Genomic DNA, 26210 nt, shown 5'->3' on the forward strand with positions numbered 1-26210 from the left:
GTGGTCAAAGCAACATCAACATCCGACGACAACAGAAATAACGAGGCTAAGATGGCAACAGGACTGGTAATTTTACTGCACGGCGTTGGCAGCAACGGAGAGGATTTGGCCGGTCTTGGCGCCCACTGGTCTGGCGATCTGCCGGGTGTGAGCTTTGCCAGCCCCAATGCCCCTTTCCGTTTTGACCATGGGCCTGGCTATCAGTGGTTCAGCCTGAACGGAATCACCCCGGATAATCGCCCGGCACGCGTGGAAGCCGCGCGCGACGCCTTCGACCGGCAGCTCAGCGCAATCCTGACCGAACATCAGATGGAAAATCAGCTGGATAAAGTGGTGCTGGTGGGCTTTTCGCAGGGCTCGATTATGGGGCTGGACGCGATTGTTTCTGGCCGCTGGCCCGTCGCCGGACTGGTCTCTTTCTCCGGTCGCCTCGCCTCACCAACGCCGTATCATCCGGCGGTGAATACGCCGGTGCTGATGATCCATGGTATGGCAGACAGCGTGATCCCTTATGGCGAAACGGAAACCGCCGCCGCCGCGCTGCGCGAAGCCGGCGTTACCGTCAGCACCCAATTTGATGCTTCCATTGGCCACACCATTTCCGCGCAGGGCGCGCGGTCAGCGGCCGAATTTATCGCCCGCTGCCTGGCTTAAACCTGCAAAACGGTGGGAATTTGCGCTGGCATAGCGCAGTCTCAACAGCAAAGCTCCTGCGGGAGCTTTTTTATTGCCTTTATATTCATTCACTTAATACATCCCTTCCGCCCGCGCCACCTAACCCCGCAGAGAAAGTGTGATTAAGATCGCACTTATTGTTAATCGACTAATAATTACCTGGGTTATTATTACACCCATCGAAGGCACACAGTCTTCACCTGCAAAACATGCAAACCATAAAGAAGGATTTTAACCATGAAAACCATCAAAACACTGTCTGTCGCCGCTATTGCCGCCCTGTCACTGGTTTCTTTCGGTAGCTTCGCTGCCCAGAGCATCTCTGCACACGGTGCAACCCTTGACGGCGCACAGGCCAAAATCGAAGCTCAGGCGAAAGCATCCGGCGCTGATTCTTACAAAATCACCAGTGCCCGTGCAGATAACGGCGTGTATATGACCGCTGAACTGTACAAATAAGGAATGGTGCATAAGGACGTGCCAGAAGAAGCTGCCTCCGGGCGGCTTTTTTTGTGCCTGCTCACTGGTACTCTTCAATCACCGGCGGCTCTTTGACCGGCAGGGTGATAATAAAGCGCGCACCGCCTTCCGCCCGGTTCTCGGCGCGAATTTTGCCCTCGTGAATGCTGACGATGGCCTGACAGATGGCCAGGCCCAGCCCGACGCCCGGCACCGCCGACTCTTTGTTGCCACGCGAAAACTTCTCAAAAATCTGCGTTTCCTGGCCGCCAGGAATCCCCGGCCCGCTGTCCCATACTTCAATTTCCAGTCGCTGCGCCTGCACACCGGCGCGAATGCCTATCTGCGCATCGTCACCGGCATATTTCAGCGCGTTCTCCAGCAGGTTAGTCAGCACCCGCTCCATTAGCGGCCCGTCAACGTGGATCAACAGCATCTCTTGCGGTAACGCCAGCGCCACTTTTCTGTTGCCCAGCGACGGTGCCATCATCTTCAGCGTGCTGCCGATCAACTCTTCCAGCGCCATCCACTCGGCACGCAGGCTAAATCCGCCGGACTGCAGGCGAGCCATATCCAGCAGATTATTGACCAGCCGGATGGTATTCAGCGTTTGCTCGCGCATCTCGCTGGCCTGGATGGCGTGTTTTGAGCCTTCCGTCGCCAGATCCAGCGTCAGAATTTCCGCCTGGCCAAACAGCACCGTCAGCGGCGTGCGCAAATCGTGCGACAACGCCGACAGCAGCGCATTGCGCAACTGCTCGCGTTCTGCAGCCAGGCGGGAAACCGCTTCGCGCTGGCTTAGCGCAATACGTTCCAGCGCGTTGGCAATCAGCACCGTAAAGGTCTCCACCAGCCGCTGCTGTTCCGGGATCATCAGCTGACGCAGATTCAGCGGCTCCAGCACCAGCAGGCCCAGGGTCTCATTCCCGCTTTTCAGCGGCAGGATCTGCCAGGGCACACCCGGCAAGGTGTCGGTGCCGGCACCGGCGGGCTGGCCTTTATCGAAGCTCCAGCGCGCGATGGCGTTATCCGGCACGTTGTTCAGCCGCGATTCGCCAACCGCCACCAGTTCGCCCTGCTCGTCCGGCAACAGCAGTTCGCTGCGGGCCTGCAACGTGGTGTCCAGACTTCGCGGTAACGCCTGCGCAATGTCCTGCTGGCTGAGCGCGCGGCTCAGGGTCTTCGCCATCTCATAAAGATGCCGCGCGCGCTGTTCACGGTAACGGGCAACGCGGGCCTGATAGCGCACGCCCGCCGTCAGGTTGCCGACAATCACCCCCACCGCCAGCATCACGCCGAAGGTGACCAGATACTGCACATCCGACACCGCGATGGTGCCGGTCGGCATCACAAACACCAGGTCAAAGGCGACAATATTCAGCACGGTAGCAACGACAGACGGCCAGCGACCATAGCGCAGCGCCACCACCACCACCGCCAGCAGATAGACCATCACCAGGTTCACGGAGTCGACGCCCGGCAGCAGCCAGCGCCCGGCCAGCGTTACCAGCGAACATAAAATCAGGCTGGCCAGGCAACCGCGCAACGGATTTCGCCATTTGTCGCCGCCGGGACGGTTATCGGCCAGCGCGCTGGCCGGTGCCGAAACCGGCTCATCCAGCGCGACAATCACCATATCCAGATCCGGGCCGAGTTTGCCCAGCCGTTCAGCAAAGCTGTCGCGCCGCCAGCGGCGGGCAGACCGGCGACCGAGGATAATTTTGCCGAGGTTATGTTCACGTGCGTAACGCAGCACCGCGTTGGCATCGTCAGGATCGGAGAGCGTGGCGGTTTCCGCCCCTAAATCCTGCGCCAGCTGTAAGGTGCGCAGAATGCCCCGGCGTCGGGCTTCAGAAAGCCGGTGCAGCCGGGGCGTTTCAACGTAGACCGCGTGCCAGACGCTATCCAGCCGCGCCGCCAGCCGGGCTGCGGTACGCACCAGTTTTTCGCTGCCGGTGTTATCGCCAATGCACAGCAGGATTGCATCGCGCGTATGCCAGACTTTCTCCCGACCCTGGCTGTCCCGCCAGGCCCGCATCTGATCGTCAACCCGATCGGCGGTGCGGCGCAGCGCCAGTTCACGCAGGGCAAACAGGTTGCCCTTACGAAAGAAGTTCTCAATGGCGCGTTCGGCCCGGTCGCCAATATAGACCTTGCCCTCTTTCAGCCGCTGACGTAAATCGTCGGCCGGCAAATCCACCAGCACCACTTCGTCGGCCGCATCGAAAAAGGGATCCGGCACGGTTTCCCTCACGCGGATCCCGGTCACGCCGCCGACCACATCATTCAGGCTTTCCAGATGCTGAACATTGACGGTGGTCATCACGTCCATCCCGGCGTCCAGCAGCTCTTCAATATCCTGCCAGCGTTTAGGATGCCGGGAGCCTGGCGCATTGGTGTGCGCCAGTTCGTCCATCAGGATCACCGCCGGATGACGCGCCAGTGCCGCATCCAGATCGAATTCCGGATGGCGGTTTTGTCCAGTCGCCTTACGCGGCAGAACCGTCAGGCCGTCCAGCAGCGCCGCCGTCTCCTCACGCCCATGGGTTTCCACCACACCGACCAGCACCTCCAGCCCTTGCGCCCGCAGGCGACGCGCTTCCTGCAGCATCGCCCAGGTTTTCCCCACCCCGGCACAGGCACCGAAGTAGATTTTCAGCTTGCCGCGCCCGCTTTCCGTCGCCTGCAGCAGCAGGGAATCCGGGTCCGGTCGGTGCAGTTCATCGTTCATGGACGCTCCCTGTTAAAATCAAAAGTCAGTTATTGCAGTGCATCCAACGCCAGGTTCAGCGTCACCACGTTGACGCCAGGTTCGCCAATAAAGCCGGGGAATGGCGTATGGGTATTATCCTCAATCAGCCTTTTCACCTCTTCCAGCGGCAGCTGACGCGCCGCCGCCACGCGCGGTGCCTGCCAGAAGGCCGCTTCCGGTGAAATCTGCGGATCCAGGCCACTGCCCGATGCCGTCACCAAATCGACCGGCACCGCCGCGCTGGCCTGCGGATTGGCTTTACGCAATGCCGCCACCCGCTGTTTTACCGCGTCATCGAGCGCCGGGTTGCTGCCCGCCAGGTTGCTGCCCGACGACGCCAGCGGATTATAAGGTGAATCGCCGGTGGCGGAAGGACGGCCCCAAAAATAGTTCGGCTGCGTGAAGTTCTGCCCAATCAACGCCGATCCCTGCGTTTTCCCGTCAGTTATCAACAGTGAACCGTTGGCCTGCGACGGGAACCACCACTGGGCCAGCGTGGTGGTGAGTAAAGGATAAATCAGCCCGGTGATTAACGTTAGTAACAGCAGCAAAATCACCGCAGGACGTAATTGACTCATGATGTTCACTCCTTACAACCAACCGGTCAGGGTCAGTAACATATCGATCAGCTTGATGCCGGCAAACGGCACCAGCAGGCCACCAAAACCATAAATCCACAGATTACGACGCAGCAGCGCGGCGGCACTCAGCGGACGGTAGCTGACCCCGCGCAACGCCAGCGGGATCAGGAACACAATCACCAGCGCGTTAAAGATCACCGCCGACAGAATGGCGGAGTCCGGCGAGTGCAGGCGCATCACGTTCAGCGCATTCAGCTGCGGGTAGGTCACCGCAAACGCGGCCGGAATGATGGCGAAATACTTGGCCACGTCATTGGCGATACTGAAGGTGGTGAGCGATCCCCGCGTCATCAGCATCTGCTTACCGATGTGCACCACTTCCAGCAATTTGGTCGGGTTGGAATCCAGATCCACCATATTCCCCGCTTCTTTCGCTGCCTGGGTGCCCGAGTTCATCGCCACCGCCACGTCCGCCTGCGCCAGCGCCGGAGCATCGTTGGTGCCATCGCCGGTCATCGCCACCAGTCGTCCTTCCGCCTGATACTGACGGATCAGCGCCAGCTTGGCTTCCGGGGTCGCTTCTGACAGGAAATCGTCCACACCTGCTTCAGCGGCAATCGCCGCCGCCGTCAGCGGGTTATCGCCGGTGATCATGATGGTTTTGATGCCCATTTTGCGCAGCTCGGCAAAACGCTCTTTGATGCCGCCTTTCACAATGTCTTTCAGCGCCACCACGCCCATCACTTTGGCGCCATCACAGACCACTAACGGCGTGCCGCCGCTGCGAGCCACGTCCTCCACCAGCTTGTTCACTTCTGCCGGGAAAGTGCCGCCATTGCTGTCGATATGGCGGCGAACGGCGTCGACTGCCCCTTTCCGCACCATGCGATCCTGGACGTTAACGCCGCTCATTCGCGTCTGGGCCGAGAACGGAATAAAGGTCGCGCCCATGCTGTTGAGATCGCGCTCGCGCAGGTTAAATTTCTGCTTGGCCAGCACCACGATGCTGCGCCCTTCCGGCGTCTCATCGGCCAGCGACGCCAGCTGTGCTGCGTCGGCCAGCTGCTCTTCGCTGACGCCCGGCGCAGGCATAAACTGGGTGGCCTGGCGGTTGCCGAGGGTGATGGTGCCGGTTTTATCCAGCATCAGCACATCGACATCGCCCGCGGCTTCCACCGCACGCCCGCTGGTGGCGATGACGTTAGCGGCCAGCATCCGGCTCATCCCTGCCACGCCAATCGCGGACAGCAGGCCGCCAATGGTGGTCGGTATCAGGCAGACCAGTAGCGCCACCAGCACGGTGATACTGACCGGATTCCCGCCCCAGACCGTGAACGGATAGAGCGTGGCCGTCGCCAGCAGAAAGACGATGGTCAGCGCCACCAGCAGGATGGTCAGCGCAATTTCGTTCGGCGTTTTGCGCCTTGTTGCACCTTCCACCATGGCGATCATCCGGTCGAGGAAGGTTTCGCCAGGGTTAACGCTGCACTGGATCACCAGCCAGTCCGAGAGGATGCGCGTCCCGCCGGTGACCGACGCAAAGTCGCCGCCCGATTCGCGGATCACCGGTGCAGATTCGCCGGTTATCGCGCTCTCATCGACGGATGCGCCCCCTTCCAGCACTTCGCCATCGCAGGGAATGATGTCACCGGCTTCCACCAGCACCACATCGCCTTTGCGCAGCGAATCTGCCGCGACCTGCTGATGCGCTGACCCGTATTTTGCCGCCGCCATTTTTTTGGCATAGCTGGTTTTCTGGATGCCTTTCAGGCTGTTGGCCTGCGCTTTACTGCGCCCTTCGGCCAGCGCTTCGGCAAAGTTTGCGAACAGCACGGTGAACCACAGCCACAGCGAAATCGCCCCGGTAAAGCCGGCGCTGCCCGGCGTTTTTCCTGCCAGCATGGCCAGCGCCAGCAGCGTGGTGAGCACGCTGCCCAGCCAGACAACAAACATCACCGGGTTGCGGAACTGCACGCGCGGGCTCATTTTTTTCAGGGCATCGCCCAGGGCAACCCTTATCAGCGCACCGTCAAACAGCGCCTGTTGATTACGACTCATGATCCTTCTCTCCGGCGATTAATGTGCAAACATGATCAGGTGTTCCGCCACTGGCCCCAGAGCCAGAGCAGGGATAAACGTCAGTGCGCCCACCAGCAGCACCGTGCCAATCAGCAGAGCGATAAACAGCACCCCGTGGGTCGGCAGCGTGCCGTTGCCCACCGGCTGCACTTTTTTCATCGCCAGCGATCCGGCAATCGCCATCACCGGAATGATGATGCCAAAGCGGCCGACCAGCATGCAGAACGCCAGCAGCAGGTTCCAGAACGGGGTATTGGCGCTCAGGCCGGCAAAGGCACTGCCGTTGTTGTTCGCGGCCGACGACACCGCATACAGCACTTCGCTGAAGCCGTGAATACCGGGGTTGGCCATACCGCTGCGTCCGGCGTCGGTCATCATCGCCAGCGCGGTGCCGAGCAGAACCAGCGTCGGCGTGATCAGGATCGCCAGCGCGGTCATTTTCATTTCCCAGACGTCGATTTTTTTGCCGAGGTACTCCGGGGTGCGACCGATCATCAGGCCGGCGATAAACACCGCCAGCAGGACAAACAGCAGCATGCCGTACAGCCCGGCACCGACGCCGCCAAACACCACTTCGCCAATCTGCATCAGCCACATCGGCACCATGCCGCCGAGCGCGGTAAAGGAGTCATGCATCGCGTTGACCGCGCCGCACGAGGCGGCGGTAGTGATCACCGCGAACAGGCTGGAGTTGAGAATGCCAAAGCGGGTTTCTTTGCCTTCCATATTGATAGCGCTGTCGGCACCCAGGCTGAGGAAGTGCGGATTGCCTTTCAGTTCGGCCCACATCACCACCACCACCGCGCCGATAAACATCAGCGACATCGCCCACAGCAGCGCATGGCCCTGACGGCGGTCTTTCACCACATCGCCGAAGGCAAAGCACAATGCGGCCGGGATCAGGAATATCGCCAGCATCTGCACGACGTTGCTTAACGCGGTCGGGTTTTCAAACGGATGCGCCGAGTTAGCGTTAAAGAAACCGCCGCCGTTGGTGCCAAGCATTTTGATCGCTTCCTGCGAGGCGACCGGACCCATCGGCAGCGTCTGTTTCACCCCTTCCAGCGTGGTGAGATCCAGATAGCCGTTAACGTTTTGCAGCGTACCCTGGCTGACAAAGAACAGCGCAATCAGCAGGGAAAGTGGCAGCAACACATACAGCGTGATGCGGGTCATATCCCGCCAGGCGTTGCCCAGCGTGCCCAGTGAGCGGTTAGCAAAGCCGCGGATCAGCGCGAAGGCCACCGCAATCCCGGTCGCTGCCGAGAGGAAGTTCTGCACGGTCAGGCCCACCATCTGGCTAAAGTAGCTGAGCGTGCTTTCGCCGGCATAGGCCTGCCAGTTGGTGTTGGTGACAAAGCTGACGGCGGTATTCAGCGCCAGATGCCAGCTGAGATTCGGCAGGTGCTGCGGGTTAAGCGGCAGGCTGGCCTGGGTCATCAGCATCACTGTCAGCAGGATCAGGCCGCCGAGGTTAAACAGCAGAATAGCGAGCAAGTAGCTGCGCCAGCTCATGGATTCAGCCGCCACGCCGCTGGCGCGCCAGAGCAGGCGTTCGAAGCCGGCAACGCCGGCCAGCGGACGATCGTCAATCAGGCGAGCAAGACCGCTACCCAGCGGACGGGCGAGGATCATCAACAGCAGCAGATAGCTGGCGATCAGTAAAAATGCGCTGGCGGCCATCAGAACGCCTCCGCATTAATCAGGGCATATACCAGATAGCCCAACAACAGGAACACCAGCACAATGCCGGTAATTAAGGCCATGCTCACAACACACCTCCAGAGGCGCTTTCGAAGGCCTTTATTGTTGCGAGCGGGGTGCAAAGTTGATGTAAAAATGCAGGGGCGGGGTGTAAAAAAAGTATAAAAAAAGGCTGGGGTGCCTATATTAATTACTGCGAGGCCAGTTCCCGAAAAAATGCGGGATTGGCATGAATAGCGGCCAACACTTTAGCCGCCAGACCGGTGGGATTACGCCTTTTACTTTCCCAGCTTTTAATTGTATCAACGCTGGTACCCAGAGCCCTGGCCATTTCACTTTGCGAAACGTTAAGCTGCTCCCGGATCGCCCTGACATCGGCAATCTCAAAGCGGGTAACATTGCCAGGCGCTTTATCGCCATTCCTGATATCCACAGCCTCTTCTAAAGACGCTTTAAGATCGTCAAAAATGTTCATATCACACCTCACTTTTCAATAATTTAGTTAACTTTTTCAGCTGGACTTTTTCCGCATCAGTCAGGCTAACCTTAACGTTTTTCGGATAGGCCATGACAAGATAAATAACCCTTTTTTTGGTTGACTATGTACACCTTTATACCACCAAAGCCGCAGGTAAAAAGCGGCTTTTACCCTGTCAGGATATACGCCCGCGCGCAGTGTAGCGCACAATATCACCTTCCCTGCGTAGCACTTATTTAAACTTAAAACTGGATCTAAATTTTGTGCAAGCGGCTTGAAATCAGGTAGCAACTATCTGCATTTCCCCACAAATAATCATCCTGCCTAGAAATAAAAAAGGCAGCGCCTTTAAAGCGCTGCCTTTATTTACTGACTCAGTCGTTAGTCCACGGCATCGACAATCGGGTCGCGGACGATAAACAGGTAAGAGAGCGCGCCGAGTACGGTGACGCAGGCACAGACCATTAACGCCATATTGAACGAGCCGGTTTTATCAAGGATAAAGCCGGTTAAAACCGGGGCGAACGAGGCGAAGATAAAGCTCGCGAAGTTCTGGATGCTGCCAACTGACGCCGTCATACGCGAGGTGACGTTCACGTGGATCAGGCCCCAGCAGGAGGTGCCGGCAAAGTGGATGCAGAACAGCGCCATACCGATCAGCACCACCGCCGCGTAAGTGGTGGTTGCCTGCACCACCACGGCAGTAAAGGCCGCGGAGAACAGCATACCGGCAACGATACAGATTTTACGGGTTTTGACCGGCTGCATGCCGCGGCGCACCAGCGCATCAACCACATAGCCATTCAGTAACATCCCCGCCGCACCGAACAGGAACGGGATCGCCGTCAGCCAGCCGGTCGCTTTCAAATCCAGATGATAGGTGGTTTGCAGGTAGCCCGGCAGCCAGGCCAGATACAGCCACGCGGTGTAGTTGATGCCGCTGAAGCCAATCATCATGCCCCACATGGTGCGGTTCTTGAACAGGCCGCGCCACTCTTTCATGCTCATCGGCTCTTTGCGTGCGACGACGCTGCCGGCTTCCAGATAGTTCACTTCTTCTTTGGTCAGCGTTTTATTATCGCGGTTGCGGTACAGCATGTACCAGCCGGCAGAGAGGAAAATGCCCAAGATACCGATCGTAACGAACATGCCGCGCCAGCCCATGGTCAGCATCATCGCCGCCAGAATCGGTGGGCTGATCGCCAGGCCAATCATCGAGGCGGCGTTAAAGAAGCCCATCGGCATCCCGCGCTCTTTGATATTGAACCAGTCGTTGATTACCTTCACGCCGCACGGGTTCATCGGCGCTTCGCCAATCCCCAGGCCAATACGCACCAGAATAAACTGGGTGAAGCTCTGCACCAGCCCGGACAGGGCCTGGAAGCAGGACCAGACGAACATGCCGATCCCCAGCATAATGCGCGGGCCTTTACGGTCCAGCAGCGTGCCGCAAGGCAGCTGGGCGATACCGTACGCCAGTGAGAAGGCCGACAACAGCATGCCGATTTCGGTGGCGCTCAGCCCCATATCGCCGCGGATGGTCATGTTAGCCACCGAAAGCGAGCTGCGGTCGAGGTAGTTGATCACGGCGGCGAGGAACAGCAGGATCATCGCGGTGGTTTGCACGCGTTTGATGCGTGCTGAACGTACCAGTTTGCCGTGCGCCGGGACGATTTCTACCGTCTCTTTGTCAGAGCCAAGTTGATGGCCGCTGCCAGTCACAATCGGGCTGTTTTCCATAAAGCATTCCCCAGTGTCAGGTGTTCTTGTAATCCGCGCTCGGCGGTGAAGATGTCCTGATCAGAGTAAATGCCCTGTTAATTACCTGGGGTAATCATGTTGCGGTTCCGTGCTACAGATTGGGCTTTGCCGTTTTTTAATGGTTTTTTATCCCGCTGCCCCGGCGCAAAGCGAGATCCCAGTCACTTTATCCGCCCGCACGGAGGTGTGCATAACGCCGTACAGGCATCAACACACCCGGCTTCGTCAGTCGCTGTACTGCTTGATCGAGCGGATCATCGACTGTTTCGCGGTGGTCAGATGGCGGTGTAATTCACAGCTCGCCTCAACGTCATTGCGGCTGATGATCGCGGTGAGGATCGCCATATGCTCCTCCAGCGCGACGATATTGCGCTGCTTTAAATCGCTTTCATCCCACTGATAATGCGAATGGAAAATCACCGAAATGATCTCCAGCGACTGATCAATAAACGGGTTATCCGCCGCGGAGAGGATCAGCTGATGCATTTCGCGATCCAGCTGGGCAAACATCCGGTAACTGCTGGCGATGGTGTCGCGCATCTCGCGGTGGCGGCTGAGCAGGTCACGCGCTTTTATCCAGCGTTCATCATCGGCAGGAAGATTGAGAAAACGGTTCAGGGCGTGCGTCTCCAGCATTTCCCGCAGCTCAAACAGTTTTTCTGCATAACGCCGGTCGAACTTCTTCATCAGCCAGTGGCCGCGACGGGTGCTTTCAATCAGGTTATAGCGGCTGAAGCGCAGCAAAAACTCCCTTACCACTACCGGACTGACCCCCACCTGCTGCGCCAGCTGCAGTTCGGTAAAGCTTTCGCCGGCTGACAAGGTTTTCTGGTTGATCATCTGGAAAAACGCCTGCTCGAACTGCCGGGCCTGTTCATCCAGCGAGGTGCTGACCGCATCAAAGCCGTCGTCCTGGCTGGGCTGACGCACGATCAGATACTGGTCTTCCACCTTATCCAGCACGCCACGTTCATGCAGATGCGCCAGCGTATGGCGAACCGTGGTGCGGCTGACGTTAAACATCTCCGCCAATGCTGCCTGCGGTGGCAACGGCGAGCGGATATGCTGGCTGGCGATGCCTTCCAGCATCTGATTGACCACGTTGTGGCGAAGGTTTTGCGTGCGGCTCATGGCTTCTCCTGATTTTTATCCATTAAAAACCAATTCAGGCCCGATAAAGGCGCGTTCAGTCACAAATCCGGTTGTGCACCCTGCGCGGCGGCCCGGTTTTATTCCATAACTCAGGCCAGACAACGGAGAAAAACCCATGACCATGATGACCACGCTGGTGATCCAGCAGCCGAAAGAGATGTCCTACCAGCAGCGCGCGAAACCCCATGCCGCGCCGGGTGAAGCCCTGCTGAAGATTGTGACTGCCGGCATCTGCGGCACCGATATCCACGCCTGGGCAGGCAATCAGCCCTTCTTCAGTTATCCCCGCGTACTCGGCCACGAGCTGTGCGGTGAGGTTGTGGCGCTGGGTGCCGGCGCACACCGCTTCCGCGTCGGTCAGAAAGTCTCGGTGATCCCTTACCTCTCCTGCGGCAGCTGTGGCGCCTGCGAAAGCGGCAAAACCAACTGCTGTGAGAAAATTTCAGTGATTGGTGTCCATCAGGACGGCGGTTTTTGTGACTACCTCAGCGTGCCGGAAAGTAATCTGCTGGATGTCACCGGCGTCGATGCGGAAGCCGCGGCATTAATCGAACCCTTTGCCATCAGTGCTCATGCCGTTCGCCGTGCGGCGATTCAGCCCGACGAAAGCGTACTGGTGGTCGGTGCCGGTCCGATCGGACTGGGCGTAGCCGCCATCGCCAATGCCGCTGGCGCGCGGGTGGTGGTTGCCGATACCAGCCCGTTCCGCCGCTCCCACGTCGAAAAAAATCTGGCACTGCCGGCGCTGGATGCTGCCGCCGCTGATTTCGAACAGCAGCTGCGGGGGCAGTTCTCCGGCCGCCTGCCGGGCAAGGTGATTGATGCCACCGGTAACCCGCACGCCATGAACAACTGTGTCTCGCTGATTGCCCACGGCGGCAGCATCGTGTTTGTCGGTCTGCACAAAGGCGACATCCAGATCCCGGATACCGATTTCCATAAGAAAGAGACCACGCTGATGGGCAGCCGTAATGCCACTCAGGAAGATTTTGAGAAGGTCGCGCAGTTAATGGCCGCAGGCAAAATCAGCGCAGAGATGATGTTGAATAAACGCTTTGAGTTTGCCGATCTGGCGGAGGTGTTTGAAGCGGACGTGATTAACAATCGGGAATTAATTAAAGGTGTGATTCATTTCTGAGAGCATTGCTGACAGCGCGGGGAAAACGGTGGTTCCCCCGCGTTGCCGGTCAGGTGGTTAACAGCGTATGCAGCGCCTGCAAATCCCGCTTTACCCACTCAATATCCTGCGCAAACTTATCTTCAGACATTAGTGACTGTCGAAACACGGTGATAAACACCGTCGCCCCGGCTTCATTCCCCACCACGCGCATCGGCACATACACTTCCTTGCCAAAACCGCTATCGACGTAATGATCCATCACGCCCCAGGGGTTGTGCTCGGTAAAACGCAGTTTCACCACGCCGTTCGGGCCGTTGGCTTTCCAGTGCGTGCTTTCCCTGACCAGCGATGACTGGCTAAGGCCGGAGGCCCACTTCGGGAAGAATTCGGGTTTCCAGATGGTTTCGTACAGGTCTACCCAGTTACGGGGGATGGTCACATTGACGGTTTGCGATGGCAGCACAGCTCCTCCTGCATCTTTTTAAGCGACAGCAGATTTAAGCACCCGCAGCGGGAGAGAGAAAGCGGCAGAGCGCCGATCTGTTAACTCCATCGGACATTCGTTGACGGCTGCGGCAAAAACCGCCAATCGTTTGCGCAGCGCGGCGCAGTTCGGTCAGATGCCGGCTCAGTGTTCGGCGTGAATTTGCGCCTCACACTGGCGCGCCAGCTCCCACAGCCTGGTGCGGATCACCTGCTTAAGTTGCAGCGTCGACTGCGATTGTGGCCGGTCGCGGCGGCTGATCAGCATCACCTCAAACGGTAACGGCTGGGCGATCGGCAACACCCGCAGCTGATCGGCATAGCGGCGGCCGGTAAACAGGTCGGCAATCCCCACGCCACCGCCGGCCAGCACCATATCGGCGATCACCGAATAGGTCTTGATATACAGCGAATTGGCCGGTTGCAGCGCCTTATCCCGCAGCGCACGGTGCAGCACATGGCCCAGCGGATCTTCCTGCTGCATCATCAGCAAATTGTTCTGGCATAGCCATTCGAGCGTGACCGCCGAGGTCTGCTCTGAATCCGCCGGCAACAGGGCCACCATTGACGAGTGAAACAGCGGCTCTGATACCAGTTCTCCCGGCACCTGCTGACCAAACACCAGCGCAAAATCAAGCCGATCCTCCAGCAAGTTCTGGCACAGTGTACTGAAATGCTCGGTCACCAGGTCGACGTTGACGAAGCCGTTTTGTCGGCGATATTCCACCATCGCCGGGGCGAGGATCATCTGGCCAAAAGCATGGGCCGCGCCCACCCGCACCGTCTGGCCTTCACCGCGTCGCAGCTGCTCCGTTAACACGCCGATCGCCTGCAGACGGCCATACAGCTCGCGGATCTCCGGGATCAACCGTTGCGCCTCCAGCGTCGGGATCATTCCCTGGCTGTGCCGTTCAAACAGGGTAAAGCCGAGCTGTTGCTCGGCATGGTTCAGCACCCGACTGACGTTCGGCTGTGAGACGTTAAGCTGCCGCGCCGCCGCACTGATGCTGCCGGCCTCCACAATCGCCTGGAAAACCTCAATATGGCGCAGGCGCATGGTTATTCACCCCAGGTGGCTTCCAGCACGCGGATCCAGTTGCCGTAGCAAATTTTTTCCAGCAATGGCCGGTCGTAGCCGTGCTCGCTTAACGCCCTGACCAGCAACGGCAATCCCGCCACGTCTTTCATGTCCGGTGGCAGCGTGGTGCCGTCAAAATCCGATCCAAAACCGACGTTATCTTCACCTACCTTTTCAACCAGATAATCCACGTGGCGGACGATTTCCAGCACCGTGGCATCGTCGGCTTTTTTACCGTCGCCGCGCAGGAAGCTGGTGCCAAAATTCACCCCGACAAAACCGTTGGTTTCGCGGATGGCCGCCAGCTGGCGATCGGTCAGATTACGCGACTGCGGGCACAACGCATGGGCGTTGGAATGGCTGGCCACCAGCGGCGCGTCGCTGATTTTCGCCGTTTGCCAGAAGCCCTTCTCATCCATGTGCGACAAATCCACCATGATGCGCTTGTGATTACAGGCGCGAACCAGCCTTAATCCCGCGTCCGTCAGGCCGTTGCCGATATCCGGCGATGAAGGGAAACGGAACGGCACGCCGTCACCAAAAATATTTGGCCGGCTCCACAGCGGGCCCAGCGTGCGCAAACCGGCGGCATACAGCACCTCCAGCAACGCCAGGTCTTCATCCAGCGCTTCTGCTCCCTCGATGTGCATCACCATGGCGATTGCACTGTCCTGCATGCATTGACGAATATCTTTCGCCGTGCGGCAGATGCGTGCCGCGCCGCCCGACTGCTGCTCAATGCGCAATAAGGTGGCAATCATCGACAGGGTGATTTCCAGCGCCTCTTCCCGCGATGGCGTCGGTTCTATCTCATTGTATTCCGGCACCGATCGGTTTTTTCTGACAGCTGGCGCGCTTCTTGCACTGGATCCAGCCGAAGGCACATACGCCGCGAATAAACCGCCTGCAAAACCGCCCTGCTTCATGCGTGGCAGGTCCATCTGGCCCGCAGCCGGACCGTTGAGAAAAGCGGAAGCGGGATCGTCCTGATGGGACAGCCACAGGCGCATCAGGAGATCGTTATGGCCGTCAAAGACGGGCACGGTCACGGCATCAGAACGCAGTTGTTGCATGGGGGAATTCCGCTCTCAGGTTAGGGGATTAACGGTGCGCCATGCTGAAGCAGGTTGCACCAGCAAAGCGCAGGCTGCTTCGCGCAGCAAAAAAAGGCTTCTCCTTTCAGTACTACCCGAGATCGTCGGTAGCTGTCAAGACAGAAAGCACAATAAAATTCATTATTTTTCTTTAATTTCAATATGTTGGAGATACCATGGTTACCAGAAGACGTTTTCTTGCAGGATGCAGTGCGGTTCCTTTTCTCTCTTACCTCTCTCTGAACAGCGCCTTTGCCGCCACCCCACCTTCGATGCTGGTGATGGCGATGCAGCTCGACAACATGACCAGCCTGGATCCGGCCGAAAGCTTTGAAGCCATCGGCTCTGAAGTCTGCGGTAACCTCTATCAACGCCTGGTGATGCCAAATCCGGCTAAGCCGAATGAAGTGATGGGCGAACTGGCGAAAAGCTGGGACGTTAGCAGCGACAGCAAGACCTTCACCTTCCATCTCGACCCGGCGGTTAAATTCGCCGACGGCAGCCCGATGACCGCCGATGATGCCGCCTTCTCGCTGCAACGCGTGGTGAAGCTGGATAAGAGCCCGGCCTTTATCATCAACCAGTTCGGCTTTACCAAAGACAACGTTGACCAGATGATTGTGGCGAAAGATGCCCACACGCTGGTGCTGAACCTGGCGGAACCCGCCGCCGAAACCTTCCTGCTGTACTGCCTGTCCGCGCCGGTGGGCAGCATCGTGCAGAAGAAAACCGCGCTGGCAAATCAGGCCGGCGACGATCAGGGCAATGCCTGGATCAAGCAGCACAGCGCCGGCAGCGGCCCGTTCACCCTGCGCGCGTGGAAAGCCAGCGAGAGCATTATTCTGGAGAAAAACGACAACCATCCGTCAACAAGCACCATTAAACGGGTGATCGCCAAACATATTATCGACCCGTCCGCCCAGCTGCTGATGCTGCAAAAAGGCGATGTGGATATCGCCCGCGACCTGACCACCGAGCAGCTTAAGCCGCTGATGGGCGACACGAATTTCCACGTGGTGCAGCAGATGGTCGGCACCCTGATGCTGATGTCCTGCAACACCAAAAACGAACATTTGCAGAAGCCGCAGGTCTGGCAGGCGCTGAAGTGGGCGATTGATTACGACAGCATCCAGAAAAATATCATTCCGCTGACCTACAAAGTCCATCAGAGCCTGCTGCCAGCCGGTTTCCCGGCAGCATTGAACGACCAGCCGTTTAAGGTGGATGTGGCAAAAGCGAAGGCGTTGCTGGCCGAAGCGGGTTACCCGGACGGGTTTGAGCTGACGCTGGATCACTACTCCGCCCAGCCTTTCCCGGACATTGCCCAGGCTATCCAGACGCAGCTGGGCGCTATCGGCATCAAAGTTCAGCTGATTTCCGCCGAAAACCGCCAGGTCCTGACCAAAATGCGCGCCCGTCAGCATCAGTTGGCGATCACCGCCTGGGGCGCTGACTATTTTGATCCGAACTCCAACACCGAAGCCTTCAGCGTCAATACCGATAACAGCGACACCGCCCGCGTGCGTTCCCTGGCCTGGCGTTGCAGCTGGTCCGACGAAGACTTCAACAAAATGACCGCAGCGGCCCTGCACGAAAAAGACCCGGCGAAACGTATCGCCCTCTATGAGCAGATCCAGACCATGCACCGCGAGAAGAGCCCGTTCATTTTCATGTTCCAGAAACTGAACACCTACGCCAGCACCAAAGGCGTCACCGGCATGCACATCACCGTGCTGAATGACAACCCTTACGAGTTGGTGAAAAAAGCCTGATGTCGTGGTTAACCCGTATTGCCAGCACGCTGGGAAGCCTGCTGCTGACGCTGTTTGGTCTGTCGGTTTTAACGTTCTTTATCGGTCGGGTGATGCCGACCGATCCGGTGCTGGCCGCGGTAGGCGATAACGCTCCGCAGGCCGTCATCGAGCGCGTTCGACAGGAAATGGGGCTGGATCAGCCCCTGTACATTCAGTTCTGGCACTATCTGACCCAAATCCTTCATGGCGACTTTGGTCGCTCCATTCTGACCTCTAACCCGGTCAGCCAGGACATCGCCCGCTTTTTCCCGGCCACGCTGGAACTGGCAACGGCGGCGATTATTGTCGCGGCGATTATCGGCATCCCGTTGGGCGTCTGGGCCGCCGTGCGTCAGGGGAAATGGATCGATCAGGTGATCCGCGTGGTGTGCCTGGCCGGTCACTCCCTGCCGGTATTTGTCCTCGCGCTCCTCAGCCTGCTGGTGTTCTACGCGGTGTTGGGCATTGCGCCTGGCCCTGGCCGTCAGGACATCATTTATCAGGATATGGTGCCGCAGGTTACCGGCCTGCTGACGGTGGATTCCCTGCTGGCGAAAGATTATGACGCCTTCTGGGATGCGCTGGCGCATATGGCCCAGCCGGTGCTGATCCTCGCCTATTTCAGCATGGCGTACATCACCCGTATGACCCGCACCTTTATGCTGAACGCGCTGAGCGGCGAGTTTGTTATCACCGCCCGCGCCAAAGGGCTCTCTTCACGTCGGGTCATCTGGCGTCACGCCTTTCCGACCGTGGCGGTTCAGCTGGTGACCGTGCTGGCATTGACCTATGCCGGGCTGCTGGAAGGCGCGGTAGTCACCGAAAACGTCTTCTCCTGGCCGGGGCTGGGGCAATACCTCACCACCTCGCTGATGAATGCCGATATGAACCCGGTCGTCGGCGCGACGCTGCTGGTGGGCACCGCCTATGTGCTGCTGAATCTGTGCGCTGATATTCTCTACCGACTTATGGACCCACGCGTAAAATGACAAACTTATCAAGAGCCTGGCTGCTTAACGAGACGCCAACCACCCGCAGTCAGGCGGTGTGGGGCAGACGTTATCGCCTGTGGCTGGGACTGAAGCGCCATCCGCTGGCGATGAGCGGCCTGCTGGTGGTGCTGCTGATGCTGCTGCTGTCACTCGCCGCACCGCTGCTGACGCCGTACGATCCCGGTTTTCAGGATCTGGCCAACCGCCTGGCCCGCCCTTCCACGCTGCACTGGCTGGGTACCGATGAGCTGGGACGCGACATTTTCACCCGCATCCTGTTTGGCGGCAGAACCACCTTAGGCATGGTGATTGCGGTGGTGTTGATCACCGCGCCCATCGGCCTGTTTATCGGCTGTATCGCCGGTTATGCCGGTGGCCTGCTGGATAAAACGCTGATGCGCATCACCGATATCTTTCTGGCCTTTCCCCGGCTGATTCTGGCGCTGGCGTTTGTCGCTGCCTTAACCCCCGGCGTCGAGAGCGCCATTCTGGCGATTGCCCTCACCGCCTGGCCGCCTTACGCACGCCTTGCCCGCGCTGAAACGCTGCAGTTCCGCCACAGTGATTTTATCGCTGCCAGCCGGATTAGCGGCGCGTCGCCCCTGCGCATCGTGTTGCGCCATATCATGCCGCTGTGCGTGCCCAGCCTGATTGTGCGGGTGACGCTGGATATGAGCTCCATCATTATCACCGCGGCCAGCCTTGGCTTTCTCGGCATGGGCGCGCAGCCGCCGTCGCCAGAGTGGGGAACGATGATCGCCACCGCGCGCCGCTTCCTGTTCAGCGAATGGTGGGTGCCGCTGATGCCCTGCATCGCCATCTTTTTAACCTCGCTGGCCTTCAACTTCCTCGGCGATGGCCTGCGTGACGTGCTGGATCCTAAGGAGCAGTAAATGCTGGTTGAAATTGAAAACTTACGAATTGGCTTCACCAGCGGCACGGAGACCTTTGAAGCGGTGCGCGGCGTCTCATTCAGCGTCGGCAAAGAGAAGTTTGCCATCGTCGGTGAGAGTGGCTCAGGCAAGTCGCTGACCGCGCGCTGCCTGATGCAGCTGCTGCCCGGCAACGCGAAGGTCACGGCGGATAAGCTGAGCTTCGACGGTATCGATCTGCGGGGTGCCAGTGAAAAAGTCATGCGTCAGGTGCGCGGCAAACGCGTGGGCTTTATTTTGCAGGACCCTAAATACTCGCTGAATCCGGTGATGACCATTGGTCAGCAGATTGCCGAGGCCTGGCGTGAGCATAAAGGCGGCAGCAAACGCGACGCGCTGAAGGCCGCCGTCGATCTGCTTTCTCAGGTGAAAATCCGCGACCCGGAGTTAGTGGCGAAACGCTATCCGCATGAGGTTTCGGGCGGCATGGGCCAGCGGGTGATGATTGCGATGATGCTGGCACCGGATCCTGAACTGCTGATCGCCGATGAACCGACCAGCGCGCTGGATGCCACCGTGCAGGCGGAGATCTTAAGGCTGATTGACGATCTGGTTTCGCAGCGCGGCATGGGATTGATCCTGATCAGTCACGATCTGCCGCTGGTTTCGCATTTTTGCGATCGCGTGGCGGTGATGTACAGCGGACGCATTGTCGAGATGCTGGCGGCGGGCGATTTGCAGCAGGCTCAGCATCCCTACACCAAGGGTCTGCTGGCGTGCCTGCCTTCGCTGCGCCATCCGCGCGCCCGTCTGCCCGTGATGCAGCGTGAAGCCGCGTGGCGGGAGGAGTAACCATGATTAAAATTAAAGACTTACGCATTGCTTTTGGATCGCTTGAGGTCGTAAAGGGCGTGTCATTCGACGTCGCCAACGGTGCCAGCTTCGGTATCGTCGGCGAAAGTGGCTCAGGCAAATCGACCATCCTGCGCGCGCTGGCCGGGCTGAACAATGACTGGCGCGGCGAAATGACCTTCGGCGGCATGGCGCTGTCTGCCAACCGTGGACGCAACTTTTTCCGCCAGGTGCAGATGGTATTTCAGGATCCGTACGGATCGCTGCATCCGCGCCAGACAATCGATCGCATTCTGCATGAGCCGCTGCTGATCCACCGGATCGATCGCGCGGAGCAACGTATCGCTCAGGTATTGTCAGACGTTGGCCTGCCAGCCAGCGTGCGCTTCCGTTTTCCGCATCAGCTGTCTGGTGGTCAACGCCAGCGCGTGGCGATTGCCCGGGCCTTGATAGCCGAACCGGAAGTGCTGCTGCTGGATGAACCGACTTCGGCACTGGACGTCTCGGTGCAGGCGGAAATTCTGAATCTGCTCAGTGATTTGCGGGAAGAACGCAAACTCACCTACATTATGGTGACGCACAATCTGGCGGTGGTGACCCACCTGTGTGCGCATATTGGGGTGATGCAACAGGGTGAAATGGTTGAGATGTTAAGCGCCGACGACCTGCGCGCACGACGCATTCAGCACCCGCACACCCTGCAACTGTTTGATTTAAGTATGACGCTGGAGGAACCGGCATGACCCTTAACTGGCAGCAGGCGAAACAGGTTGCGGATGAGATTACCGCCGGCTGGGGACAACCCGGCGCACCGGGCGGGGCTATCGCGCTGTTCGACAGTGAGAAAATGCACAGCATCAGCGCCGGTGGCCTGGCGGATCTGGCGCAGGGCCGCGCGTTCGATGGTGATACCGTGGTGCGCTATGCCTCGGTGACCAAGCATATTTTCGCGTCGTTAGTGACCGGCGCCGCCAGCCAGCATCTGGGGCTGGACGACCAGCTGGTGCAGCATCTGCCGCAGCTGACCGGGGAAAATGGCCAGGTGACCGTCGGTCGCGCGCTGGATATGACCTCCGGCCTGCCGGACGTGCGCGAAACCCTCTCGCTGCTGGGCCTGTCGGTTTACAACGCCACCAGCGCCGCGGCCTTACTGGCTTTGCTGGCCGAGATGGGCGATCTGAGTTATCCGCCGGGCAGCGAAGTGTCCTATTCCAATACCGGTTATCGCCTGGTTGAGGAAGCGCTGAAGGCCAAAGGCGTGCTGTTCTCTGAGCTTATCGCCGGGCAGATTAACCGGCCGCTGGGCATCCAGTTTAGCGCACCGGAAACCTGGTTCGATGTCGTGCCGGGCCTGGTGCCGGGCTACTGGCAGCACAACCAGCAGTGGCTGCTCGCCAGCGCCGGACTGCACCTTTCGGCGTCCGGCTGTATTACCGGCAGCGTGACCGACCTCAGCCGCTGGCTTCAGCACCTGTTGCGTGAGGAGCAGACGCTGAACAGGCTGGCTGCCCCGCGTCAGCTGGCTGATGGCCGGGTGACCGGCTACGGTCTGGGGATCGCCCACTCGTCGGCAGGCAAGGTTAAACTTGTCGGTCATGGCGGTTCGCATGCCGGTTATAAAAGCTATTTCCTGCTCGACCCGCAGCAAAAAGTGGGTCTGGCATTGGTCGCCAACCGCGAAGATGTCGCCAGCTTCGATTCGGCGCTGGCGATCATGGCAGCGCTGCAAGGGGAATCACTGCCACAACGGGGTCACAGCCTGACGCCCGGTCTGTATGTGGCGGAGGAAGGCAGCGACTGGCTGGAGGTGAATGCCGACAGCATCAACTGGCTGGGCAATGCCGAGAATCTCTATCACAGCGACGTGCCGGGTGAAGCAGTGTCGCTGTCCAGCACCTTCCCGGTCCGTTTGCGCCAGCAGGGCAGCACCATCAGCGGTGAGATTGGCCTTGCCGCGCGTCAGTTTGTGCCGGTGGAAGCGGACAGCACCACCCTGTCGGCGGTGCAGGGACGCTGGCACATTCCGGCCGTGCGCAGTGAACTGGTCATCAACGGTGACAAGATGGTGATGGGCATCGGCCCGGCGGCCATTCACGCCACGCTGGTGCCGCTCGGCAAAGGCCGCCTGCTGGCCACCGCGCAGGATGGTCTGTGGCAGAAGCGCTTTGCCGTGCAGGTCGATGGCGACAGCCTGACGCTGGTGCTTAATCGCAGCCGGATGGTGAAGTACCGGCGTTAACCACAGGCGGTGATAGCGATATAACGGGCGCAGTGTTTGATGATGTTGCCATCATTGGTGATCAGATTCATCTTGCGCATAGATCCCCCGCAAACAGGTCAGCACAAGCCACAAAGTTGACCTGTTTGACCTGTTTGACCTGTTTGACCTGTTTGACCTGTTTGACCTGTTTGACCAGACTACTCGCACAATTTTGGTCGATCAATAATTAACCGCATCGACAATGCGCTGCTGGAAACACGTTTGCACAGGTCAGGTTCAGTTCTGCGTCGAGGCCAGATAGGAGAACGCGCTCAGCAGGCTGACGAGGGTCGCCATATTTTGGGCGCTGTATCCGACGGTGACGGCATCCAGCCGCGTGACGCCGGGGACCAGGCAGAACAGATCGCCGAGCACCGGTTTAGTGACCATCAGTTCCAGCTGGTAAGGCGCGGTAACGCGGGTGGTGCTGACTTTTCTGCCGCGCCTCACTGCTTTTTCAGCGGCCTGACGAATGGCGGTGCGGGCGGCGTCCGGGCTGAGTGATTCGGCGCAGGTTTGTGAAATCGCCCGTTTTACGCAGACGTAATCGGCCGACGGATAGTAATCCGCCATCCACTGTTGCAGCCTGTCATCTCCGGTCACCAGCCACAATGGCGCATTCTGCTCCGCGCCGGCGGCGGCATAAATATCGCTTTCGCCCATCACTTCGCCGTTGATTTTGACCCGGTAAAACGCCCGACCGTTGATGGTATGCGCCAGCACGCCAAACTCGCCTGCGGCGCTGTGAAAGCCGACGAACATCATGCCGTCGTAAGGCTGATGCTCCAGCCCTTCCACCATCGATAACCCGCGCGGTTTACCCTGCACCAGACGCGCGCGCGGGTCGATATTTTCCGCCCGCAGATTGGTCATCTGTGCATGACTGTCGGCGACCACCACTTCCGTTGCGCCTCCGGCAAAGGCGCCGTCGATGGCGGCATTCACTTCCTGCTCCATCAGACCACGTGCCAGCTGATACTCGGCGTGACCCGGACTGCACTGTTCCGGGCGCATTACGCCTGCGATGCCTTCAATATCGGCGGAGATAAAAATTTTCATCGGGGAAGACCTTCAGCAGAAACCAGGGAGTTGCAGCGCGGCCAGCTTGCGCCGCGCCAGGGATACGTCAGGCGTCAGGGCCTGCAGCCAGTCGATCTAATAGTTCGCTTAATGCCGGGCGATGATGCCCACGGAATCCGGTGACCGCTTCGGCGCTCAGCAGCGCATCCAGCACCGCATGCTCCGTGGCATCGGCAGCGGCGGATAACAGCGGTTCCAGCGCGGACTCCTCCGGCGGCTGCGGCACCCGGTGGGTGGAGAAGGCCACCGCGATATCGCCGGATCCATGGCCCCAGTAACTGCCAAGCCTGCCCAGACCGGCACCGGCGCGCTTCGCAATCCGCTTTAACTGCCGGGCATCCAGCGGCGCATCGGTGGCCATAATAATGATAATCGAACCGGCATCGCGCTGCGGCGTCAGCTCGGGCAGCAGCGGTTCTATCGCTTCACCCACTCTGACCCCGTCCAGCGTCAGCGCAGTTAAGGCGCCAAAGTTGGCCAGCACCAGCACACCCAGCGTGGCATTCAGTGTCGGGAGGCTGCGTGAGGCGGTGCCAATGCCGCCCTTCATGCTAAAGCAGCTCATGCCGCGCCCGGCACCGACGCTGCCACGGGAAAACGCAGCGGAGGCAGACTCCAACGCCTGCTGCGCCATCTGTTCGGTCACCGCCAGCGCCTGAATGTCATTCAGCCAGCCATCGTTGCACTCCAGCGCCAGCGGATTCACCGTCGGCAGCGAGCGCCCCAGCTCCGGATTATGGCTAATCGCCTCGCGCACCAGGGTGGTAAACAGCGTGCCCACCGCCAGCGTGTTGCTCAGCAGGATCGGCGTTTGCAGCACGCCCAGCTCTTCAATCTGTACCAGCCCGACCGGCTTGGCGAAGCCGTTTAACACCGCCGCACCGCAGGGTAACGGCTGGGTAAACAGGTTGTCGCCCGGCGGCACAATCGCCGTCACCCCGGTCTGGCGTTCGCCCTCGTCCAGCGTGGCGTGCCCGACCCGAACGCCCGGCACATCGCTCAGGCTGTTGGTGGCACCACAGATGCCGCGAGGATTGCCTAACCGGCGCGTCTCTCGCCAGCGCTGCAATAACAGGTCGAGCGCGGCCTGACGATAGTCCATCTGCTTACCCTTTCAATTTCGGATCTAAGGTGTCGCGCAGCGCATCACCCAACAGGTTAAACGCCAGCACGGTAATAAAAATCGCCAGCCCGGGGAACACGCTGACGTGCCACTCTCCGGCCATCATCATATTGCGGCTCATCGCCAGAATATTGCCCCACTCCGGCACATCCGGCTCCGGGCCAAGACCGATAAAGCTCAGGCCGGCTGCGGTCAGAATACTGGTGCCGATACGCATGGTGAAATAGACAATCACGTTCGACAGCGTGCCCGGCAGAATATGGCGGATCAAAATCACCCGATCCGGCGCACCGGCACAGCGCACCGCTTCAACGTAGGCCGCCTGCTTTAACGACAGCGTCGAGGCACGCACGATGCGGGCGAATACCGGCACGCTGAACACCGCGACGGCGATAATGACGTTATTTAAGCCTGGACCTAAAATCGCCACCACCGCAATCGCCAGCAGCATGCCTGGGAAGGCAAACAGCACGTCAGAGCCGCGCATAATCAGCATATCCACCCAGCGGCCGTAATAGCCCGCCAGCAGTCCCAGCACGATGCCGACCATCATCCCAAGGGTGACCGACAGCACGCCGACATACAGCGAGATGCGCGCGCCGTAGATAATGCGGCTAAGCACATCGCGACCCAGATCGTCGGTGCCCATCCAGTGCGCGGCAGAAGGCGGTGCCGACAGCGCCATCCAGTCGGGAGCCATCGGATCCCAGGGCGCAATCCACGGCGCAAACACCGCCACAATCACCAGCAGCAGGATAAAGCCACCGGACACCAGCGCCAGCGGGTTGCGTATCAGGTTCTGAATAAAATCGTGCCACGGCGAGCGCAGCGTACTGTTCTCGAGCACGGTTTGCGCGATGGCCGCTTCGGTTGTTGGCTTCATGCAGGCTCCTGACGCAGACGGATGGCCGGATTCACCACTGCGTAAAGCAGGTCCACCAGCAGGTTGATGACAATAAATTCAAAGACAAACAGCATCACCAGCGCCTGAATCACCGGCTGATCCTGGGTTTTGATCGACTCGATCAGCAACCAGCCCAGACCCGGCCAGCTGAAGACGCTTTCCACCACGATCGATCCGCCGAGCAGAAAACCAAACTGTAAGCCGAGCATGGTGATCACCGGGATCAGCGCATTGCGCATGATATGTTTCCAGGTCACCAGCCGGTTACGCAGCCCTTTCGCCCTGGCGGTACGGACGTAATCTTCCTGCGCCACTTCCAGAAAGGCCGATCGGGTGAAGCGCGCCATCACCGCCGCCACCGAGGATCCCAGCGTAATGGCCGGCAGGATTATGTCGCTGGGTTGGTTGAAGCCGCTGACGGAAAACAGGCCAAACGGCATCGCCACAAACTGGATCAACAGCAGCCCCAGCCAGAACGGCGGCATCGATATGCCGCCCACCGCCAGACTCATCAGCGTCCAGTCCTGCCATTTCCCGCGTTTCAGCGCCGAGATCACGCCGATAATCAGCCCCAGCAATACCGACCAGGCAAATCCGGCCAGCGCCAGCCACATCGTCGGCATAAAGCCCTGGGCAATCACCTCGGTGACCGGCTGTTGCGTGCGGTAGGTGACGCCAAGGTCGCCCTTCACCAGCCCGCCCAGCCAGTGCAGATACTGCTGCGGCAGCGGATCGTTGAGGCCTAAATGCTGTCGTGCCGCCTCGACCGCCTCAATTGGCGCATCGGGACCGGCATAAATTCGTGCCGGATCGCCCGGCAGCAGTTTAATAAAGGCAAAGACCAACAGGGAGACCACCAGCAACACCGGGATCATTTCCAGTAAACGTCGGACAAGATAGGCAAACATAGGCGATTTC

The 26210-nt window shown here is 59.2% G+C and carries 24 protein-coding genes and 1 pseudogene; 9 read left to right on the forward strand and 16 right to left on the reverse strand.

Annotation, left to right across the window (positions count from 1 at the left end):
• The first annotated feature begins 51 nt into the window (after positions 1–51).
• Both EBC_RS23330 and EBC_RS23335 read left to right on the forward strand, forming a co-directional pair.
• Positions 52–654, forward strand: coding sequence for an alpha/beta hydrolase (locus EBC_RS23330; RefSeq protein ID WP_013204337.1), 603 nt, complete (start codon positions 52–54; stop codon positions 652–654).
• Positions 655–912: 258 nt separating this feature from the next.
• Positions 913–1134 (forward strand): YdgH/BhsA/McbA-like domain containing protein, encoded by a 222-nt coding sequence (locus EBC_RS23335; protein WP_013204338.1) that lies wholly within the window; start codon positions 913–915, stop codon positions 1132–1134.
• Positions 1135–1195: 61 nt separating this feature from the next.
• On the opposite strand, the gene kdpD is transcribed toward EBC_RS23335, so the two are convergent.
• From kdpD to EBC_RS23380, 9 genes and pseudogenes are all read right to left on the reverse strand, one after another.
• Positions 1196–3865, reverse strand: a complete 2670-nt coding sequence (gene kdpD, locus EBC_RS23340; protein WP_013204339.1) for a two-component system sensor histidine kinase KdpD — start codon at positions 3863–3865, stop codon at positions 1196–1198.
• Between the two features lie 29 nt (positions 3866–3894).
• The gene (gene kdpC / locus EBC_RS23345; protein WP_013204340.1) at positions 3895–4464 is read right to left on the reverse strand and encodes a potassium-transporting ATPase subunit KdpC; all 570 of its coding nucleotides are present in this window, start codon (positions 4462–4464) and stop codon (positions 3895–3897) included.
• Between the two features lie 12 nt (positions 4465–4476).
• The gene (kdpB, locus tag EBC_RS23350) at positions 4477–6525 is read right to left on the reverse strand and encodes a potassium-transporting ATPase subunit KdpB (RefSeq protein ID WP_013204341.1); all 2049 of its coding nucleotides are present in this window, start codon (positions 6523–6525) and stop codon (positions 4477–4479) included.
• Between the two features lie 18 nt (positions 6526–6543).
• On the reverse strand, positions 6544–8229 hold the full coding sequence (gene kdpA, locus EBC_RS23355) for a potassium-transporting ATPase subunit KdpA (RefSeq protein WP_013204342.1): 1686 nt from the start codon (positions 8227–8229) through the stop codon (positions 6544–6546).
• A complete protein-coding gene (gene kdpF, locus EBC_RS25615; RefSeq protein ID WP_082267203.1) occupies positions 8229–8318 on the reverse strand; it encodes a K(+)-transporting ATPase subunit F in 90 nt (29 codons plus the stop codon). The genes kdpA and kdpF overlap by 1 nt, the downstream gene beginning before the upstream one ends.
• A gap of 122 nt (positions 8319–8440) precedes the next feature.
• On the reverse strand, positions 8441–8725 hold the full coding sequence (gene nadS, locus EBC_RS23365) for a NadS family protein (protein WP_013204343.1): 285 nt from the start codon (positions 8723–8725) through the stop codon (positions 8441–8443).
• A gap of 1 nt (position 8726) precedes the next feature.
• Positions 8727–8840: pseudogene (locus EBC_RS26420) on the reverse strand (type II toxin-antitoxin system RelE/ParE family toxin); the annotation flags it as partial.
• A gap of 269 nt (positions 8841–9109) precedes the next feature.
• Positions 9110–10339, reverse strand: a complete 1230-nt coding sequence (locus EBC_RS23375; RefSeq protein WP_231853723.1) for an MFS transporter — start codon at positions 10337–10339, stop codon at positions 9110–9112.
• Positions 10340–10714: 375 nt separating this feature from the next.
• Entirely contained in the window at positions 10715–11620 is a 906-nt protein-coding gene (locus EBC_RS23380; RefSeq protein ID WP_013204345.1) for a GntR family transcriptional regulator, read from the reverse strand.
• Between the two features lie 136 nt (positions 11621–11756).
• Here EBC_RS23380 and EBC_RS23385 point away from each other — a divergent pair, with 136 nt between their 5' ends.
• Positions 11757–12779, forward strand: coding sequence for a zinc-binding alcohol dehydrogenase family protein (locus EBC_RS23385; protein ID WP_013204346.1), 1023 nt, complete (start codon positions 11757–11759; stop codon positions 12777–12779).
• Positions 12780–12828: 49 nt separating this feature from the next.
• Here EBC_RS23385 and EBC_RS23390 read toward each other — a convergent pair whose 3' ends face one another.
• From EBC_RS23390 to EBC_RS23400, 3 genes are all read right to left on the reverse strand, one after another.
• A complete protein-coding gene (locus EBC_RS23390) occupies positions 12829–13224 on the reverse strand; it encodes a hypothetical protein (protein ID WP_013204347.1) in 396 nt (131 codons plus the stop codon).
• A 165-nt stretch (positions 13225–13389) separates the two neighbouring features.
• On the reverse strand, positions 13390–14301 hold the full coding sequence (locus tag EBC_RS23395; protein ID WP_013204348.1) for a LysR family transcriptional regulator: 912 nt from the start codon (positions 14299–14301) through the stop codon (positions 13390–13392).
• 2 nt (positions 14302–14303) lie between these two features.
• Positions 14304–15395, reverse strand: a complete 1092-nt coding sequence (locus EBC_RS23400) for a dipeptidase (protein WP_013204349.1) — start codon at positions 15393–15395, stop codon at positions 14304–14306.
• 197 nt (positions 15396–15592) lie between these two features.
• Here EBC_RS23400 and EBC_RS23405 point away from each other — a divergent pair, with 197 nt between their 5' ends.
• From EBC_RS23405 to EBC_RS23430, 6 genes are read left to right on the forward strand one after another with little or no spacing between them, the layout of a single operon-like run.
• A complete protein-coding gene (locus EBC_RS23405) occupies positions 15593–17188 on the forward strand; it encodes an ABC transporter substrate-binding protein (RefSeq protein WP_013204350.1) in 1596 nt (531 codons plus the stop codon).
• Positions 17188–18198 (forward strand): ABC transporter permease, encoded by a 1011-nt coding sequence (locus EBC_RS23410; RefSeq protein ID WP_013204351.1) that lies wholly within the window; start codon positions 17188–17190, stop codon positions 18196–18198. The genes EBC_RS23405 and EBC_RS23410 overlap by 1 nt, the downstream gene beginning before the upstream one ends.
• Positions 18195–19094 (forward strand): ABC transporter permease, encoded by a 900-nt coding sequence (locus EBC_RS23415; RefSeq protein ID WP_013204352.1) that lies wholly within the window; start codon positions 18195–18197, stop codon positions 19092–19094. The genes EBC_RS23410 and EBC_RS23415 overlap by 4 nt, the downstream gene beginning before the upstream one ends.
• Positions 19095–19925 carry an ABC transporter ATP-binding protein gene (locus EBC_RS23420; RefSeq protein WP_013204353.1) on the forward strand — a complete coding sequence of 277 codons (831 nt, stop codon included), beginning with the start codon at positions 19095–19097 and terminating at the stop codon, positions 19923–19925. It begins immediately after the preceding gene.
• A 2-nt stretch (positions 19926–19927) separates the two neighbouring features.
• The gene (locus EBC_RS23425; RefSeq protein WP_013204354.1) at positions 19928–20668 is read left to right on the forward strand and encodes an ABC transporter ATP-binding protein; all 741 of its coding nucleotides are present in this window, start codon (positions 19928–19930) and stop codon (positions 20666–20668) included.
• On the forward strand, positions 20665–22164 hold the full coding sequence (locus EBC_RS23430; protein WP_013204355.1) for a serine hydrolase domain-containing protein: 1500 nt from the start codon (positions 20665–20667) through the stop codon (positions 22162–22164). The genes EBC_RS23425 and EBC_RS23430 overlap by 4 nt, the downstream gene beginning before the upstream one ends.
• 258 nt (positions 22165–22422) lie before the next feature.
• On the opposite strand, the gene EBC_RS23435 is transcribed toward EBC_RS23430, so the two are convergent.
• The 4 genes from EBC_RS23435 to EBC_RS23450 all read right to left on the reverse strand — a co-directional run bounded on the left by EBC_RS23435 (position 22423) and on the right by EBC_RS23450 (position 26200).
• Entirely contained in the window at positions 22423–23244 is an 822-nt protein-coding gene (locus EBC_RS23435; protein WP_013204356.1) for a M55 family metallopeptidase, read from the reverse strand.
• A gap of 67 nt (positions 23245–23311) precedes the next feature.
• The gene (locus tag EBC_RS23440; RefSeq protein ID WP_013204357.1) at positions 23312–24367 is read right to left on the reverse strand and encodes a DmpA family aminopeptidase; all 1056 of its coding nucleotides are present in this window, start codon (positions 24365–24367) and stop codon (positions 23312–23314) included.
• A gap of 4 nt (positions 24368–24371) precedes the next feature.
• A complete protein-coding gene (locus tag EBC_RS23445) occupies positions 24372–25271 on the reverse strand; it encodes an ABC transporter permease subunit (RefSeq protein ID WP_013204358.1) in 900 nt (299 codons plus the stop codon).
• Positions 25268–26200, reverse strand: coding sequence for an ABC transporter permease (locus EBC_RS23450; protein WP_013204359.1), 933 nt, complete (start codon positions 26198–26200; stop codon positions 25268–25270). The genes EBC_RS23445 and EBC_RS23450 overlap by 4 nt, the downstream gene beginning before the upstream one ends.
• Positions 26201–26210: the final 10 nt, after the last annotated feature.

The sequence above is a fragment of the Erwinia billingiae Eb661 genome, assembly GCF_000196615.1.
In the GTDB taxonomy this organism is placed as follows: domain Bacteria; phylum Pseudomonadota; class Gammaproteobacteria; order Enterobacterales; family Enterobacteriaceae; genus Erwinia; species Erwinia billingiae.